Source organism: Mesorhizobium sp. WSM4821, assembly GCF_055901555.1.
The window spans coordinates 4,784,182-4,799,385 of sequence record NZ_CM148371.1 but is presented as its reverse complement, the minus strand read 5'-3'; the positions used below and the strand labels follow the sequence as shown (position 1 = coordinate 4,799,385).

Sequence of the window (15,204 nt, the reverse complement as noted above, 5' to 3'; positions counted from 1 at the left end):
GTAACCTTAATCGCGATGCTTAATGCAGGCGCCTGTCGCTGCGCCGGCTCAATAGCGGAACTGTTCGGCGAGAATGCGCTCGTTCCACGAATGGTTGGGATCGAACAGCAGCGTCGCCGTCGCCGTTGGCGATTCCCGCACCGTCACCGAGGCTACAGCCTTCACCTCGGTGTGGTCGGCGGCGGCGTTCACCGGCCGCTTTTCCGGCTCCAGAATATCGAAACGAACGGTTGCCTTGTTGGAGAGCAGCGCGCCGCGCCAGCGGCGCGGGCGGAACGGGCTGACTGGGGTCAGCGCCAGCAGCGGCGCGTCGAGCGGCAGGATCGGCCCATGCGCGGACAGATTGTAGGCGGTCGAGCCGGCCGGCGTCGCGATCATCACACCGTCGCAGTTCAATTCCTCCAGCCGCTCCTGCCCGTCCACGGTGATGCGGATCTTGGCCGTCTGGTAGGACTGGCGCCACAGCGCAACCTCGTTGATTGCCAGCGCCAAGACAGTCTCGCCTTCATGCGTCACCGCCAGCATCTCCAGCGGACGGATCGTTTCGGCAACCGCGGCCGCGACGCGCTCCGCCAGGCCGCTGGCGCGGTACTCGTTCATCAGGAAGCCGATGGTGCCACGGTTCATGCCGTAGACCTTTTTTCCCGTGCTCATCGTGTCGCGCAAGGTCTGCAACAGGAAGCCGTCGCCGCCCAGCGCAACGACGATCTCTGCATCCTCGATGGGTGCCTGGCCATAGCGTGTGGACAGACTCTGCAGCGCCGCCTTGGCGTCGGCGGTATCGGACGAGACGAAGGCGAAACGGCTGGCGGCTTTGCTCATGGTTCCCCGATGGCGACCGGTTGATGGCGACCGGTTGCTTGGGCCGCGCCAGCGCCGGGTTATCATGGGCGGGCAAATCTGCAAAGGGAGGGCCCTCGACACAGCGCCGGGAAGAGCACCGGTCAAGCGCTCGCGCATCGTGTCGGGCGACAAGCGAATGTGATGGTTAAGACTGAGGTTAAACTCTCGTAAAGCCGGATCGATCATGTTAGCCGGCAGGAGATGGGCGGCGTGGGGGCTAGCCAGTCGGACCGATCTGTTGCCGGTAACACGCATGATCATCGTCGTCCTGATGCTGGGAAGTTTTGCTCTCGCCTTTGCCCAACTGGTGCGCCAGTCCGAAGAGACGAGTTTGAGACCCCAGCCCACGGCCTCACGCTGCGGCGATGCCGCGGGCACGCCGTGCCCGCAAAGGGCATTGTGAGTTCGCCAAGCACCGGGACTTCCCGCGACAAGGAAGCCGGGTCTATCGCACCTGCAGATGGCAGCCGGCCCGCCGGCTTTGCTCGAGATATTCCTCGATTAGCTGGCGGTAGCGCACCTTGCCGAAGCTCGGGAAGTGGCCGCCATGCACGACCGCGACATCGAGTTTCCGCATCCGCAGCAGCGTTTCGACGTAGTCGTCGACGACTGAATGATAGACGTCGTCGATCAGCGGGCCGTCATAGACGATGTCGCCGGAAAGCAGGATGCCGGTCTTCTTCTCGTAGAGCGCGATGCCGCCGGGCGAATGACCCGGCGTGTGGATCACCTCGAATCCACGGTCGCCGAGATCGACGACGTCGCCCTGTCCGAGCAGGCGATCGGCCGGCGCCGGCAGGATCCGGTAGCGCGTTGAATCCCAGCCTGCCGGCATGCCATCGAACATCGCGTCGGTGGCATAGCGGTCGGCAACCGTCCATTCATTGCGCGGATTGGAGAGGATCTCCGCTTCGGCCGGGTGCACGCAGCGATCCGGAAATTCGTGATGGCAGCCGATATGGTCGAAATGCGTGTGGCTCGCCACGCAGGTGAGCTTTCGCTCCGTCACCAGCGGCACGTGGCGCCGCAGGCTGAAATGGCCGAGGCCGGTATCGAACAGAAGGTCGCGGTCGCGGCCGCGCACATGCCAGATGTTGCAGCGGAAGAACGGCTTGATCCACGGCTCGTGGATCAGCGTCACGCCATCGCCCATGCGGATGGTCTCATACCAATTCGGAGCGTCGATGACCGCAAGCATGCCCATGGCTCAACCCGTCAGAAGAATGACGTCGCCAGCCTCGCACGAAACCGCAACGATGTCGCCCGGCTGGACGGACGCCGCAGCGGGGATCCTGGCGATGACGTGCAGCGCCGGGTCCTGCTCGGAGGCAGCAAGCACCCGCTTGAAGCTGCCTTGGAACACAACGCCGCTCACCTTGGCCGTGCCCAGCCTTACAGCGCCGCCGGCCGGGCCGAGGACCAGGTGCTCCGGACGGACTGCAAGGGCGACAGCCGTCCCAGTCGGCAATTTGCCGGGCAGCGAGAACGATCCGGTCTGCGTCGCGACAGTGATTGCTCCGTCCTTCACCGCCGTCACCGTTCCCGACATCAGCGTGCTTTCGCCCATGAAGGTCGCGGAAAAGCGCGTCGCCGGCCGCGCATAGACCCGCTCGGGCGGCCCTTCGTCCTCGATGCGCCCGTCATTCATCACCACGCAATGGTCAGCCAGCGCCATCGCCTCTTCCTGGTCATGAGTGACGTGGATGAAGGCGGTGCCGACGCGCTTCTGGATCGCCTTCAGCTCGTCCTGCATCTGCCGGCGCAATTTGAGATCGAGCGCGCCGAGCGGCTCGTCCAGCAAAAGCACCGCCGGCTCGACGACAAGGGCGCGCGCCAGTGCCACACGCTGTCGCTGGCCGCCGGAAAGCTGGTGCGGCTTCTTGTCGAAGGCGTCGGCCAGACTGACCAGCGCCAGCGCCTCGCGCGCCTTTGCTGCCCGTGTCGCTGCATCGACGCCTTGCATTCGCAGGCCGAATCCGACATTGCCGCCGACGCTCATATGCGGGAACAGCGCGTAGTCCTGGAACACCGTGGTCGTCGGGCGCTTCGCCGGCGGTACCGTGGTGCAGTCCACGCCGCGGATCAGCACCTTACCTTCGCTCGGCGTGACGAAGCCGCCGAGAATGGACAAAAGCGTCGTCTTGCCCGAGCCCGACGGGCCGAGCAGGATCGTGTAGCTGCCCGGCTCGATTTGCAGCGACACGTTCTTCAGCACGGTATGCTGGCCGAAGCGGTGCGAGACAGAGCTTATATCGACCAGCGGGGCGGTCATGCCGGCTTCCTCCGCAACAGCATCAATTCGAACAACACCACCAGCACGATGGAGACGGCGAAGACCAGCGAGCCGACCGCGTTGGTCTTGGGATTGAGGCCGGAGCGGAGGAGATTCCAGATCTCGACCGGCAGCGTCGTGTCGAAGCGGGTCAGCAGGAACGAGATCACGAACTCGTCCCAGGAGAAGGTCATCGACAGGAAGAAACCGGCGAAGATCGCCGGCGCCATGACCGGCACGGTGATCAGCAGCACCACCTTCCATTCCGGCGCGCCGAGGTCGCGCGCGGCGCGCTCGATGTTGATCTGGTGGTCGCCCATCTGGCTGTAGATGATGGCAAAGCAGAGCGGCAGGTTGATCACCACGTGGCCGATGCCGGCAGCCAGCAGCGATTTTGGCACGCCAGCCCAGTTGAACAGCACCAAGAGCCCCATGCCGATGATGAGATAGCTCACCGTCAGCGGCAGCGTGATGAGCCCGCGCAGCAGCGCCGAGCTGGGCAAGGTGAACCGCGCAAAACCCCAGGCGGAAAGGAAGCCGAGCGTGACGGCGGCAAGCGAAGAGAGCACGGCGACGAAAAGTGAGTTGATCAATGCCGAGGTCAACCGCGTGTCGGAAAGCACCGCGTCGTACCAGCGCAGCGAGGGGCCGGTGAAGGGCGGGATAGGAAACGACGTCGCCTGCAGCGAAAACAGCACCAGCACGACCACAGGCAGGAAAATGAAGCCGTAGACGGTAAGCGCGTAGAGCCAGGAAGCGATACGGACAAGGGCGCGCATCTCAGGCCCGCTCGATCTTCAACCAGCGAGCACAGGCGAGATAGGCAACGGTGACGACTGCCATCAGGATGATCGACAGCGCCGAGGCGAGCGGAAAATCGCCGCGCCGGCCGATCTGCATCATCACCAGTTGCGGCATCAAGAGCTCGTTGTTGCCACCGAGGATCTGCGGCGTGATGTAGTCGCCGATGCACAGCACGAAGGTGAGGAAAGCGCCGACCATGATCCCTGGCAGTGTCAGCGGCAGGACGACATGCAGGAACGTGCGCACCGGCCCGGCGCCGAGATCGGCGGCGGCTTTGCGGTAACTGGGGCTGAGCTGCTTCAGATTGGCGAAGATCGTCAGCGTCAAAAGCATGACGAAGAAATGCACGAAGCCGGTGATCGTGGCCAGCCGTGTGTTGGCCAGTTGCACCGGTTCGGTGAACAGGCCGGAGCCGGTGAGCGCGCGGTTGATCACGCCGTTCTGCGCCAGCACCAGTAACCAGGAATAGGAGCGCACGACATAAGACGTCCAGAACGGCAGCACCGCCAGCATCAACGCCAGCCGCTGCCAGCGTTCCGGCACCTGTTCGGCCAGGACCCAGGCGAAGGGGTAGGCGAGCAGCACCGAGACCAATGTCACGATGGCGGTGACCTGCAGCGAGTTCACCATCGCCTGCCAGTAGGCCGGATTGGCAAAAAACTGGCTGTAGTTGGACAGCGTGAAGCCACTTCCGTCATGCGCCGTCAGGCTGGAAAATCCCATGGCCAGGAAAGGCAGCACGAAGAACAGCAGCGTCCAGCCGAGCGCCGGCGTGACCAGCGCCCAAGGCAGGGCACGCCCATAGTTTGCGGCAGCGCTCACAACAGGGAGCCGGTCACTGCGCCTGCAGCATTTCGGTCCAGACGTCCTGCATCTTCTTGTCGAGATCGGCGTTCGGCGCCGGATAGGACTGGGCGCGGGCGAGGAAATCCGGCTGCTCGTCGAAGCGCAGGATCTTCTTCTGCTCGTCGCTAAGCGCCGCCTTGGCATTCGCCGGCATGCCCCAATAGCAGGACGAGGTGGCGAGCCGCGCCTGGCCCTCGGGGCTCATAATGTATTGGATGAACTTCAGCGCCATGTCCTTATTCCCTGAATCCTTGAACATGGCGAGCGACTGCGACCACAGAACAGCACCTTCTTTCGGGATCGAGAAGTCCAGGGCAGGGTTCTCCTTGGCCAGCCCGGCCGTCACCCACTCGCCGCCGCCGACCAGGATATCGACCTCGCCGGTCGCCAGCGCGGTCTGGCTGGCGGTCACTTCGCCGACCAGCTTGGCATTGGCCTTCATCTTCAACAATTCGGCCTTGATGGCGGGAAGGTCGGCTTCGGTCAGCTCCGCCGTCTTCTTGCCGATCGCAAGCGCGGCCATGCCGATGACCGGCAGGTAATAGTCGTAGATGGCGATCTTGCCCTTGGATTTGTCGCCGGTGAGTGCTGCCATCGACTGCATGTCGGCCGGATCGACCTTGGTCTTGTTGTAGCCGATCGTGTTGTAGCCGAATTTTTCAGTGATGCCGTAGCGCTTGCCGTCGACGACGGTGGAACTGTCCATCTTCACCTGGGGGAAGAGGTCGGCGAAGGGCAGTTTGTCTTCCGGCAGCGGCTCGAACAGGCCTTTTTCGACGCCTCGCGGTATGTCGATGCTGTCGATCACCATCACATCCCAGTCGCCGGGCTGCGACTGCTCGACGATCGCCAGCCCGGCGCCGGTGCCCTCGAACTCCTTGACATTGACCTTGATGCCATTGGCCTCTTCGAAGGGCTGCAGCAGCGCCGGGTCGGCGTGATCGCACCAGATCAGGGCGTTGAGATCCGCAGCCTGGGCGCCCGTCGCCAGCAGCAGCGCTGCCGCAGCACACGCGGCGCGGAGATGGCTCTTCAGAATGGAAAGTGGATTGTTAGGATTGATGGACATCGAGTGTTCTCCCTTGCCTTTTTTGGCTTCTGGGAAAAAATTGAACCAATTCTAAAATTGAGTCAATTCTGTTTTTATGCCAGATAGCGTTTCATGAGTGGATTGCGGGCACGGCAAAAAGCGGACCGGCACCGCCGCATCATCGAGGCGGCGGCGGAGCTTTTCCACGACGCCGGCTATGAAGGCGCCAAGATCGAAACGATCGCCGCTCAGGCCGAAGTCTCGATCGGCACGATCTACAATTACTACCAGAACAAGGGCGATATCCTCGGCGCCATCGTTTCGATGGAGGTCAACGAGGTGCTCAATGCGGGGCAGGGCGTCGTCGCCAACCCGCCGGCCAATGTCGGCGATGCGCTCGACACGCTGATCGGCATCTATATCGAGCATTCGCTCCACTATCTCAGCAAGGAGATGTGGCGGCAGGCGATGGCGATCTCGACGCAACTGCCTGACAGCCCGTTCGGCCAGGCCTATACCGCGCTCGACCGGGCGCTGACCGAGCAGATCCGCGCGCTGATCGCGAGGCTGCAGGCGCTCGGCCTGGTGCGCCGCGATATCGACGGGCAGGCCCTCGGTGAATTGGTATTCAACAACATGAACATGATGTTCATCGAGTTCGTGAAGCGCGACGAAGCGAGGATCGCGGAACTGCGCGCGGCGTTACGCCGGCAGAACCGGATTCTGGTGGCGGCGATTGCGGTGTGAAGCGGGTAACCCTGTCAGGATAATCGGGAGAAACAGATTTTTTGATCAAAGGAACCGGGTCGCGTGAATTCCCCCTTGAGGTGTTATAAAACGGCTGCTTGCGATCGGGCAGGCTTTGGCGCCGTTACGCACGCTCATCGAGTTGGGCACATCAGGTGAAGCCTACCGCCAACTCATGACACTCCCAAACGGGCTCTTGGCGGCGGTCTACGGCGAGGCTGCCCTGTCGCTGGCGTTCTTCGCGCTTCAGGTGGTTGTGTTCATCGCCATGCTGCGGCGAAGCCAGCGCTTCAAGCAGTTGTTTCTATTCCAGTGGATTGCGCTGGCTACGGTGTTTCTCTTGGATGCGGCGTGGATTTCAGCAGTTCTTGGCATCCCGGTAAACCAGCTGCTTACTGGAAATGTGCTGGTCACTCCCGTCGTCTCTTTTGTTCTGACGGGTATCTGGGTCGCTTATGTCTATAAGTCAGTCAGGGTGAGGAACACGATCAGGATGGACGCAGCAGGTCAAATCGCGAGTGCGTAATAGGCGCGCTGGCGAATTGGCATCCACCCCGGAAGATTTTGAGGAGCTATTCGCCTCTCGTGGATAGTCGGCCGCGACATCGAAATCAGCGAGCCGGAAGACCTGCCAGAGCGAGGATTTCGGGGGCCGGCGTGATATGTGCATGCGGTCTGCAGTAGCTGGGGTCGATCGCCCGATAGCCAAGCAGATTGGCGAGCGGCACCAGGATTCCCAGTGCCACCCGCTGAATCGCGGGTGACGGCCGGGTGAAGACGATGACGTCGGCAAATTCCTTGGCGATGACTGCCGCCTGAAGCGGCGAAGGTCTGCCTTTCCGGTCGACCTTGCCAGCATTGGCCAACCCGAAGAGCATACCGATCAGTAGCTCGAAACGGTTCGGGTCAATGTGGTCCGCACCGTTCGCCCGTTCGATTTCGATCAGGACCTGCGCTTCAGCGGTCTTGCTGTTGTTCCACCAATCATGCGCAACGCCTGCCTCGACCGTGGCGGATTGGCCAGGCTCCAGAGAGAAGGCCTTCCCGGCGATGCAGGCATCGAGCCGGCCGCTGACGACGGTAAACCGTTCAATCATGTTCGGATGGACGTGCTCGCCCACCACCGCGGCCCCCGGACGGGCGGTCAGATGAACGATGCCTGGCCCTTGGCCACGGTCTTCGGTGCCACGCAGGATGACACCATATTCGCCGGTCACCTTGTTCTCGTAGACATCTCCACAGCGTGACATGGATACGCTCGCAGTCTCAGAACACCGGCACATCAATGGCAAAGATCGCAGTGCCGCAGCTTTTCGCGAAGTCTATTTTAGCCTGTGCTCCAAAAAGCGTAAGGCGCATACGCGCCAGGTGACGCTGGAGAGGCAGTGGCTTCCATCAGCATATGGCGCGATCGGCCTTCTAGCGAGCATGCCTGGGTGGCCGCGCACGCGGGAACGGCACGACCGTCAACGGCGCCTTGCGGAATTCCGCTACGGCTATCTCTTCGATTAGGGTGTCGAGTGCCTCGCTGATGCGTAGGCTCGTTTCGTCCGGGCCGCAGAGCCGATTTTGGGCGCACTCCAGAAGCTCGCGCGCCGCGGCAAAGTCGCTTCGCATCACACCACCTGTTGTTTGCCCCACCGCCCGGGCATTGTCAGCGTGCTAAATTGAGTGATTGCTAATATGCACAGGAGAATTTTAGTCGAATGGCATTGAATGGCGGGGACTGAATGTCTCCCTTCGCCAAGGCTTTGGAGGACACTCCTTCGTCTAACGAGCCCCAGGTGGCCTGCCACCCGAAGCTCGAAGAGCGGAGGGTGGTGCCCCCGGACGGAATCGAACCGCCGACCTTCGGTTTACAAAACCGCTGCTCTACCAGCTGAGCTACAAGGGCACGGCGCTCCGGTTAGCATATTTGTTGCGCCAGTAAAGACAAAACTCCGTTTCGATTGCCGGCGAACGCGCGGAGCGGCAGACGCGGGCATCCTGAAATCGGCCAATTCGCTTCCTATATTGACCGAAGGTGCAATCGCATAGGCGAGGGTGTCGCATGGTCAGACTTGTCGTCATTGCCCTGATCGTCGTCGTGGCCTGGATTCTCCTGGTGAAGCTTATCAAGGATGTGAAGAGCGCCAATGTCGACTGGACCGGCGTCGCCACCATCATCGGCTTCATCGCGCTCGCCTTCTGGCTGCGCCATATCACCGGCATGGGCTGAGGCCCGCCGCCGGTGGACCTTTGTCGCATCGCGATTTCCCTGTTCGAAAAAATCAAAAGATCGTCGAACCTTTTTCCTTGCCGCAACGACTGATGGTCAAGAGGCGGATGGATCGCCTCTCACAACGCAGCAAGGAGATCGTCATGTTCAAGCGCACCATCATTTCCGGCCTCATCGCGACCACCGTCGCCGCCGCCATGCTGGCCGGCACGGTTCAACCTTCGGCCGCCCATCACAAGCACCATCACAACAAGCATCTCGGGATCGGCATCGCCGCCGGCGTCGGCGGTTTCCTGCTCGGCACCGCGCTCGCCCAGCCGCGCACCGTCTATGTCGAGGAACACGGCGGTTCGTGGCATGTCCGGCGCTGCCTCGATCGCTATCAGAGCTACGATCCGTACTCCGACACCTATCTCGGCTACGACGGCTACCGTCACCGCTGTCGGCTCTAGGAGAACCGTTTCAGGCAACTGGAGAAGGGGCACCCCACAGCCCCTTTTTCTTTGTCTGAAAGGGCGATCGACTGTCGCTCGGCGAAGGGCATGCCGCGCGGAGCGTTCAGGGCGTGCTGCCGCCGATCATCTTCGTCACTTCGGCTGCCGCATCGTGCACCAGCGGGCCGATCTCGGCCAGCCGTTCCGGCGTCACCCGAACCGTCGGTCCCGAAACCGAAACCCCGCCGATCGGTTCGCCGAATTCGTTGAAGATGGCGGCGGCCACGCAACGCATGCCCGGGTGCCGCTCCTCGTCGTCGACCGACCAGCCGCGCAGCTTGATCGTCACGAGGTCACGGGCCAGGGCGGAGATGTCGGAAAGCGTCCTTTCGGTGAAGCGCTCCAGCCCGGCCCGGCGCAGGATGGCGCCGACGCGCTCCGGCTCGAGATGTGCCAGCACCGCCTTGCCGATGCCCGACGCATGGAAGGAACTGCGCGTTCCCGGCCGGAAGAAGGCGCGGATCGCCTGATGCGTCTCGACCTGGCTGACGAAGACGACGCAATCATCCTCGGCGACGCCGAGATTGGCGGTCTCGCCGGTCATCTCCATCAATTCCTGCATGACGATGCGGGCGCGGTCGACCAGCTTGCGGCGGCGCAGGAACGCCGCGCCCATGCGATAGGTCTCGACGCCGATCGACCAGAGCTGGTCGGTGCCGTCGAACTCGACCATGCCGTGGTTTTCCAGCGTCGTCAGCATGCGGTAGGCGGTGGAGGCGGCAAGCCCGCTCTGGGCGGCGATCTCGCTCAGCGACAGGCCGCTGCCCTCGGCGACGATCGCCAGGATGCGCAGCGCCCGGTCGAGCGACTGCACCGAGGCGGCCTCGGATGGGCCGTGGAAGGCGCGCGGCCGTCCGCGCTGGCGTTTTTCGGTCGTTTCCATGGTGCCATTCTCGCCGGTTTCTCCAAATCTGCAATGAAAAAGTTTTCCACTGGCCTGTGCGAACCAAAATCTGAAAAACGAAAAGTCAAATGAAAACAGAAGCTAATTGCCGTTTTCTAGAAATGAAAAAATATTCTGAAAAAATTGAAAAATCATCGGCACGCTGGCATTCTCGGCCACCAACAAATTCCGTGGAGGCTGAAATGGCCAGGATGCGCGCAGTCGACGCAGCGGTTCTCGTTCTCGAAAAGGAAGGCATTACCTCAGCCTTCGGCGTGCCGGGCGCGGCGATCAACCCGTTCTATTCGGCGCTGAAGGCGAGAGGCACCATCCGCCACATCCTGGCGCGTCATGTCGAGGCGGCGTCGCACATGGCAGAAGGCTATACCCGCGCCAAATCAGGCAATATCGGCCTGTGCATCGGCACTTCGGGTCCGGCCGGCACAGATATGATCACCGGCCTCTATTCGGCCGCGGCCGATTCTATTCCGATCCTCTGCATCACCGGCCAGGCGCCGCGGGCGCGCCTCAACAAGGAGGATTTCCAGGCCGTCGACATCGCCGCCATCGCAGCACCCGTCGCCAAATGGGCGGTCAGCGTCATGGAGCCCTATCTGGTGCCGATGGCGCTGCAGAAGGCGTTCCACCTGATGCGCTCGTCGCGGCCGGGTCCGGTTCTCGTCGACCTGCCGGTCGACGTGCAAATGGCCGAGATCGAGTTCGATATCGATGCCTACGAGCCGCTGGTGCCGTTCAAGCCGGCAATGTCGCGCGGCCAGGCGGAGAAGGCGCTGGCGATGCTCAACGCGGCCGAAAAGCCTGTCATCGTCGCTGGCGGCGGCATCATCAACGCCGACGCCTCGGATCTGCTGATCGAGTTCGCCGAAGTCACCGGCGTGCCTGTCATCCCCACGCTGATGGGCTGGGGCTCGATTCCCGACGACCACCGGCTGATGGCCGGCATGTGCGGGCTGCAGACGTCGCATCGCTACGGCAATGCGACGATGCTCGAAGCCGACTTCGTTTTCGGCATCGGCAACCGCTGGGCCAATCGCCACACCGGCTCCGTCGACGTCTACACCAGGGGAAAAAAGTTCATCCATGTCGATATCGAGCCCACTCAGATCGGCCGTGTCTTCGCCCCGGATCTCGGCATCGTCTCGGATGCCGGCGCGGCGCTGAAAATGCTGCTCGACGTCGCCACCGAATGGAAGACGGCGGGAAAATTGCGCGACTGGTCCGGCTGGGCCAGGCAATGCCAGGGCCGCAAGAAGACGATGAAGCGCAAGACGCATTTCGACCAGGTGCCGCTGAAGCCGCAGCGCGTCTACGAGGAGATGAACAAGGCATTCGGCCGCGACACCACCTATGTCACCACGATCGGGCTTTCGCAGATCGCCGGCGCGCAATTCCTGCATGTCTACAAGCCGCGCAACTGGATCAACTGCGGCCAAGCCGGCCCGCTCGGCTGGACGTTGCCGGCGGCACTTGGCGTTCGCGCCGCCGATCCGCACCGCAGCATCGTGGCGCTGTCCGGCGACTATGATTTCCAGTTCATGATCGAGGAGCTGGCGGCCGGCGCGCAGCACAAATTGCCCTATATCCATGTCGTCGTGAACAATGCCTATCTCGGCCTAATCCGTCAGGCGCAGCGCGGCTTTTCGATGGATTTCGAGGTCAGCCTCGCCTTCGAGAACGTCAACCGGAAGGACGACCCCGAGGCTGGCTATGGCGTCGATCATGTCGCCGTCGCCGAGGCCATGGGCTGCAAGGCGGTCCGGGTGCGCAAGCCGGAGGAATTCGCCGACGCCTTCAGGCAGGCCCAGCGCCTGATGAAAGAGCACCAGGTTCCGGTCGTGCTCGAATTCATCCTCGAGCGCGTCACCAACATTTCGATGGGCACCGAAATCGACAAGATCACCGAATTCGAGGAACTTGCCGAAAGCCATGAAGATGCGCCGACGGCAATCGTCATGCTCGACTAAGGCGGACAAGAAGGAGAAAAAGAATGCCGCGTTTTTCAGCCAATCTTTCGATGCTCTTTGGCGAGCATGATTTCCTCGATCGCTTTGATGCCGCCGCCCGCGCCGGTTTCAAGGGCGTCGAATATATCGGCCCCTACGACCATGCGCCGGAGGTGGTTGCGGCCAGACTCGGGATGTACGGCCTGACGCAGGTGCTGTTCAACCTGCCGGCCGGCGACTGGGGAAACGGCGAGCGCGGCATTGCCATGCTGCCGGATCGCGTTCCGGAGTTCCGGCAAGGCGTTGCCAAGGCGATCACCTATGCGCATGCGCTGGGTTGCGAACAGGTCAACTGCCTCGCCGGCATCGCGCCGCAGGGCGTCGAGCGTTCAGTACTGGAAGATGTCTTCGCCGAGAACCTGGCCTTCGCCGCCGAAAAGCTCGAACAGGCCGGCATCAGGCTGTTGATCGAGCCGATCAACACGCGCGATATTCCCGGCTTCTTCCTGAACTATTCGAACCAGGCTTTGGCGCTCATCGACCGCGTCGGCTCGAAGAACCTGTTCCTGCAATACGACATCTATCACATGCAGATCATGGAGGGGGATCTCGCCCGCACCATCGAGGCAAACCTCGGCCGCATCGCGCATATCCAGCTTGCGGACAATCCCGGCCGTCACGAGCCGGGGACGGGCGAGATCAATTTCCCCTTTCTGTACAAGCACATCGACAGCATTGGTTATTCGGGCTGGATCGGCGCGGAGTACAAGCCGAAGGCGGGGACAGAAGCCGGATTGGGATGGTTTCGCGAATTTGCCGGGCAGGGGAGCGCGGCGGCTTAGCGCCAAGGCCCCCTCATCCGTCCGCTGCGCGACCACCTTCTCCCCGAGGGGAGAAGAGATCGTCAACGCTGGCGCCTACCTCTTCTCCCCGCCGGGGAGAGAAGCCCGAAGGGCCGGATGAGGGGGCGCTTCAGAATTTGGAGCAAAGCAATGGAAACCATCGGCTTTATCGGCCTCGGCATCATGGGCGCGCCGATGGCGGGGCATCTGCTCGACGCGGGCTACCATGTCGTCGCCAGCGGCCACCGCTCAAAACCGCCGGCCGACCTCGTCGCCAAGGGCTTAAAAACCGTGACCGGCCACGATGCGGTGGCGAAAGCTGCCGACATCGTCATCACCATGGTTCCCGACACCCCGCAGGTGGCTGATGTGCTGTTCGGCGACAACGGTGTCGAGTCAGGCCTGACCAAAGGCAAGCTGGTCGTCGATATGAGCTCAATCTCGCCGATCGAGACCAAGGTTTTCGCCAAGAAGATCAACGATCTCGGCTGCGATTATCTCGACGCGCCGGTGTCGGGCGGCGAGGTCGGCGCCAAGGCGGCGTCGCTGACCATCATGGTCGGCGGCGAAGAAAAAGCCTTCGAGCGCGCCAGGCCGGTGTTCGAAAAAATGGGCAAGAACATTACGTTCGTCGGGGCCAACGGTGTCGGCCAGACCACCAAGGTCGCCAACCAGATCGTCGTCGCGCTGACCATTGAGGCCGTCGCCGAAGCCCTTGTTTTTGCATCGAAAGCCGGCGCTGATCCAGCCAAGGTCCGGGAGGCGCTGATGGGCGGGCTGGCCGCCTCGCGCATCCTCGAAGTGCACGGCGAGCGGATGATCAGGCGCAGCTTCGCGCCGGGCTTCCGCATCGAACTGCACCAGAAGGATCTTAATCTGGCGCTGGAGGGGGCGAGAGCGCTCGGCGTGGCACTACCCAACACCTCGACGACGCAGCAATTGTTCAATTCCTGCGCGGCCAATGGCGGCGCCAGGGAGGATCATTCGGCGCTGGTCAGGGCGTTGGAGCGGATGGCGGGGCATGAAGTGGGTGAATAGTGAATGGTCAGTAGTCAGTAGTGAATAGTCGCTATTTTTCACTACTCACGAAGAAACTTCCTCGCCGCATAAAGACTCACCGCCGCGGCGTTCGACACGTTGAGCGAGCGGATGGCGCCGGGCATGTCGAGCCGGGCGAGCGTCGACACCGTCTCGCGCGTCTTCTGGCGCAGGCCTTTTCCCTCGGCCCCAAGCACCAGCGCGATCTTTTCCCCGGCAAAGCTCTTCTCAAGTTCCGCCGGTCCGTCCGAATCGAGGCCGATGGTCTGGAAACCGGCATCGTGCAACTGGCCGAGCGCGTCGGCGAGGTTCTTCACCTCGATCTGGTCGATATGCTCCAGCGCGCCGGAGGCCGATTTCGCCAGCACGCCGGATTCCTGCGGACTGTGGCGCGCCGTGGTGATCAGCGCGCCTGCGCCGAAGGCGACCGCCGAGCGCAGGATCGCGCCGACATTGTGCGGGTCGGTGACCTGGTCGAGCACCAGCACCAGCCTTGTGTCGCCGAGCGCATCGAGACGCTTGGGCTTCAGCGGCTCGGCCTCGATCAGCACGCCCTGATGCACGGCATCGGAGCCGATGACCTTGTCGATGTCCTTTGGCTCCACCATCTCTGTGTTGAAGGGCAGGGCGGCGAGATCGGCGATTGCCAGCCGCTCGGCGGCGTTGCGCGTCACCAGCATCTTCTTGATCCGCCGGCGCGGATTGTCGAGTGCGGACCGCACCGTGTGCAGGCCGTAAAGCCGCACCAGCCCCTCCGCCGGGTTCTCTCCGGGCGGCACTGGCTGGCGCGGCCGGAACGCCGGTGCGCCACCGGCCTTCTCATCGCGATGGGCGCGGCGCAACTTGGCGTAGTGGGTATCTTTGGGGGTGCCTGACTTATTGCTCATGGCTGGCTTCTATAACCGCCTACTTCGGCTAAGGATATGGCACGTCGCGGCGGATATCGAACAACAGCGAAAAAGCCTGGCTGCGCGGTTGACACCCAATGACCTTGCCGCCATAAGGCGCTTCGCTGATTTCGGACAAAACCGGAGGTTTCGACCCTGATCGGCGAGAATGCCTCGTTGCAAGGCTTCGACGGCAGGCTGGAGAGGTGCCCGAGTGGTTAAAGGGGACGGACTGTAAATCCGTTGGCTTAGCCTACGTTGGTTCGAATCCAACCCTCTCCACCACTGCCAGCCCGGAAGCCTTGAAACGCAAAGGCATCGGATCGAAAAGTGCAG

At 62.4% G+C, this 15,204-nt stretch carries 17 protein-coding genes and 2 tRNA genes; 9 read left to right on the top strand and 10 right to left on the bottom strand.

What is annotated here, in order from left to right:
* Nucleotides 1-48 precede the first annotated feature (48 nt).
* Nucleotides 49-822, bottom strand: coding sequence for an NAD kinase (locus AC0NID_RS23440; RefSeq protein ID WP_473453228.1), 774 nt, complete (start codon nucleotides 820-822; stop codon nucleotides 49-51).
* 274 nt (nucleotides 823-1,096) lie between these two features.
* On the opposite strand from AC0NID_RS23440, the gene AC0NID_RS23435 reads away from it, so the two are divergent.
* Nucleotides 1,097-1,246 (top strand): hypothetical protein, encoded by a 150-nt coding sequence (locus AC0NID_RS23435; protein ID WP_473453230.1) that lies wholly within the window; start codon nucleotides 1,097-1,099, stop codon nucleotides 1,244-1,246.
* 42 nt (nucleotides 1,247-1,288) lie between these two features.
* Here AC0NID_RS23435 and AC0NID_RS23430 read toward each other — a convergent pair whose 3' ends face one another.
* From AC0NID_RS23430 to AC0NID_RS23410, 5 genes are read right to left on the bottom strand one after another with little or no spacing between them, the layout of a single operon-like run.
* On the bottom strand, nucleotides 1,289-2,047 hold the full coding sequence (locus tag AC0NID_RS23430) for an MBL fold metallo-hydrolase (protein ID WP_473453232.1): 759 nt from the start codon (nucleotides 2,045-2,047) through the stop codon (nucleotides 1,289-1,291).
* 3 nt (nucleotides 2,048-2,050) lie between these two features.
* Nucleotides 2,051-3,115: an ABC transporter ATP-binding protein gene (locus tag AC0NID_RS23425; RefSeq protein WP_473453234.1), complete on the bottom strand. Its 1,065-nt coding sequence runs from the start codon at nucleotides 3,113-3,115 to the stop codon at nucleotides 2,051-2,053.
* The gene (locus tag AC0NID_RS23420) at nucleotides 3,112-3,894 is read right to left on the bottom strand and encodes an ABC transporter permease (RefSeq protein WP_473453236.1); all 783 of its coding nucleotides are present in this window, start codon (nucleotides 3,892-3,894) and stop codon (nucleotides 3,112-3,114) included. Before AC0NID_RS23420 ends, AC0NID_RS23425 begins: the two co-directional genes overlap by 4 nt.
* 1 nt (nucleotide 3,895) lies before the next feature.
* Nucleotides 3,896-4,741, bottom strand: coding sequence for an ABC transporter permease (locus AC0NID_RS23415; RefSeq protein ID WP_473453238.1), 846 nt, complete (start codon nucleotides 4,739-4,741; stop codon nucleotides 3,896-3,898).
* Nucleotides 4,742-4,754: 13 nt separating this feature from the next.
* Nucleotides 4,755-5,834, bottom strand: coding sequence for a polyamine ABC transporter substrate-binding protein (locus tag AC0NID_RS23410; RefSeq protein ID WP_473453240.1), 1,080 nt, complete (start codon nucleotides 5,832-5,834; stop codon nucleotides 4,755-4,757).
* Nucleotides 5,835-5,927: 93 nt separating this feature from the next.
* On the opposite strand from AC0NID_RS23410, the gene AC0NID_RS23405 reads away from it, so the two are divergent.
* On the top strand, nucleotides 5,928-6,542 hold the full coding sequence (locus AC0NID_RS23405) for a TetR/AcrR family transcriptional regulator (protein ID WP_473453242.1): 615 nt from the start codon (nucleotides 5,928-5,930) through the stop codon (nucleotides 6,540-6,542).
* Between the two features lie 115 nt (nucleotides 6,543-6,657).
* Nucleotides 6,658-7,068 (top strand): DUF2569 family protein, encoded by a 411-nt coding sequence (locus AC0NID_RS23400; protein ID WP_474033332.1) that lies wholly within the window; start codon nucleotides 6,658-6,660, stop codon nucleotides 7,066-7,068.
* A gap of 85 nt (nucleotides 7,069-7,153) precedes the next feature.
* Here the strand turns inward: AC0NID_RS23400 and AC0NID_RS23395 are convergent, their stop codons facing one another.
* Both AC0NID_RS23395 and AC0NID_RS23390 read right to left on the bottom strand, forming a co-directional pair.
* Nucleotides 7,154-7,792, bottom strand: a complete 639-nt coding sequence (locus AC0NID_RS23395) for a cupin domain-containing protein (protein WP_473453244.1) — start codon at nucleotides 7,790-7,792, stop codon at nucleotides 7,154-7,156.
* Nucleotides 7,793-8,360: 568 nt separating this feature from the next.
* Nucleotides 8,361-8,436 (bottom strand) — tRNA-Thr (locus AC0NID_RS23390).
* A 156-nt stretch (nucleotides 8,437-8,592) separates the two neighbouring features.
* On the opposite strand from AC0NID_RS23390, the gene AC0NID_RS23385 reads away from it, so the two are divergent.
* On the top strand, nucleotides 8,593-8,760 hold the full coding sequence (locus AC0NID_RS23385; RefSeq protein WP_473453246.1) for a hypothetical protein: 168 nt from the start codon (nucleotides 8,593-8,595) through the stop codon (nucleotides 8,758-8,760).
* A gap of 143 nt (nucleotides 8,761-8,903) precedes the next feature.
* Nucleotides 8,904-9,212, top strand: coding sequence for a BA14K family protein (locus tag AC0NID_RS23380; protein WP_473453248.1), 309 nt, complete (start codon nucleotides 8,904-8,906; stop codon nucleotides 9,210-9,212).
* Between the two features lie 106 nt (nucleotides 9,213-9,318).
* Here the strand turns inward: AC0NID_RS23380 and bhcR are convergent, their stop codons facing one another.
* Nucleotides 9,319-10,137 carry an HTH-type transcriptional regulator BhcR gene (gene bhcR / locus AC0NID_RS23375; RefSeq protein WP_473453250.1) on the bottom strand — a complete coding sequence of 273 codons (819 nt, stop codon included), beginning with the start codon at nucleotides 10,135-10,137 and terminating at the stop codon, nucleotides 9,319-9,321.
* 203 nt (nucleotides 10,138-10,340) lie between these two features.
* On the opposite strand from bhcR, the gene gcl reads away from it, so the two are divergent.
* The 3 genes from gcl to AC0NID_RS23360 all read left to right on the top strand — a co-directional run bounded on the left by gcl (nucleotide 10,341) and on the right by AC0NID_RS23360 (nucleotide 13,981).
* The gene (gcl, locus tag AC0NID_RS23370) at nucleotides 10,341-12,122 is read left to right on the top strand and encodes a glyoxylate carboligase (RefSeq protein ID WP_473453252.1); all 1,782 of its coding nucleotides are present in this window, start codon (nucleotides 10,341-10,343) and stop codon (nucleotides 12,120-12,122) included.
* Between the two features lie 23 nt (nucleotides 12,123-12,145).
* On the top strand, nucleotides 12,146-12,943 hold the full coding sequence (otnI, locus tag AC0NID_RS23365; protein WP_473453254.1) for a 2-oxo-tetronate isomerase: 798 nt from the start codon (nucleotides 12,146-12,148) through the stop codon (nucleotides 12,941-12,943).
* A gap of 150 nt (nucleotides 12,944-13,093) precedes the next feature.
* The gene (locus AC0NID_RS23360) at nucleotides 13,094-13,981 is read left to right on the top strand and encodes a 2-hydroxy-3-oxopropionate reductase (RefSeq protein ID WP_474033331.1); all 888 of its coding nucleotides are present in this window, start codon (nucleotides 13,094-13,096) and stop codon (nucleotides 13,979-13,981) included.
* Between the two features lie 41 nt (nucleotides 13,982-14,022).
* On the opposite strand, the gene AC0NID_RS23355 is transcribed toward AC0NID_RS23360, so the two are convergent.
* The gene (locus AC0NID_RS23355) at nucleotides 14,023-14,868 is read right to left on the bottom strand and encodes a TrmH family RNA methyltransferase (protein ID WP_473453258.1); all 846 of its coding nucleotides are present in this window, start codon (nucleotides 14,866-14,868) and stop codon (nucleotides 14,023-14,025) included.
* A 200-nt stretch (nucleotides 14,869-15,068) separates the two neighbouring features.
* On the opposite strand from AC0NID_RS23355, the gene AC0NID_RS23350 reads away from it, so the two are divergent.
* A tRNA-Tyr gene (locus AC0NID_RS23350) sits at nucleotides 15,069-15,153 on the top strand.
* Nucleotides 15,154-15,204: the final 51 nt, after the last annotated feature.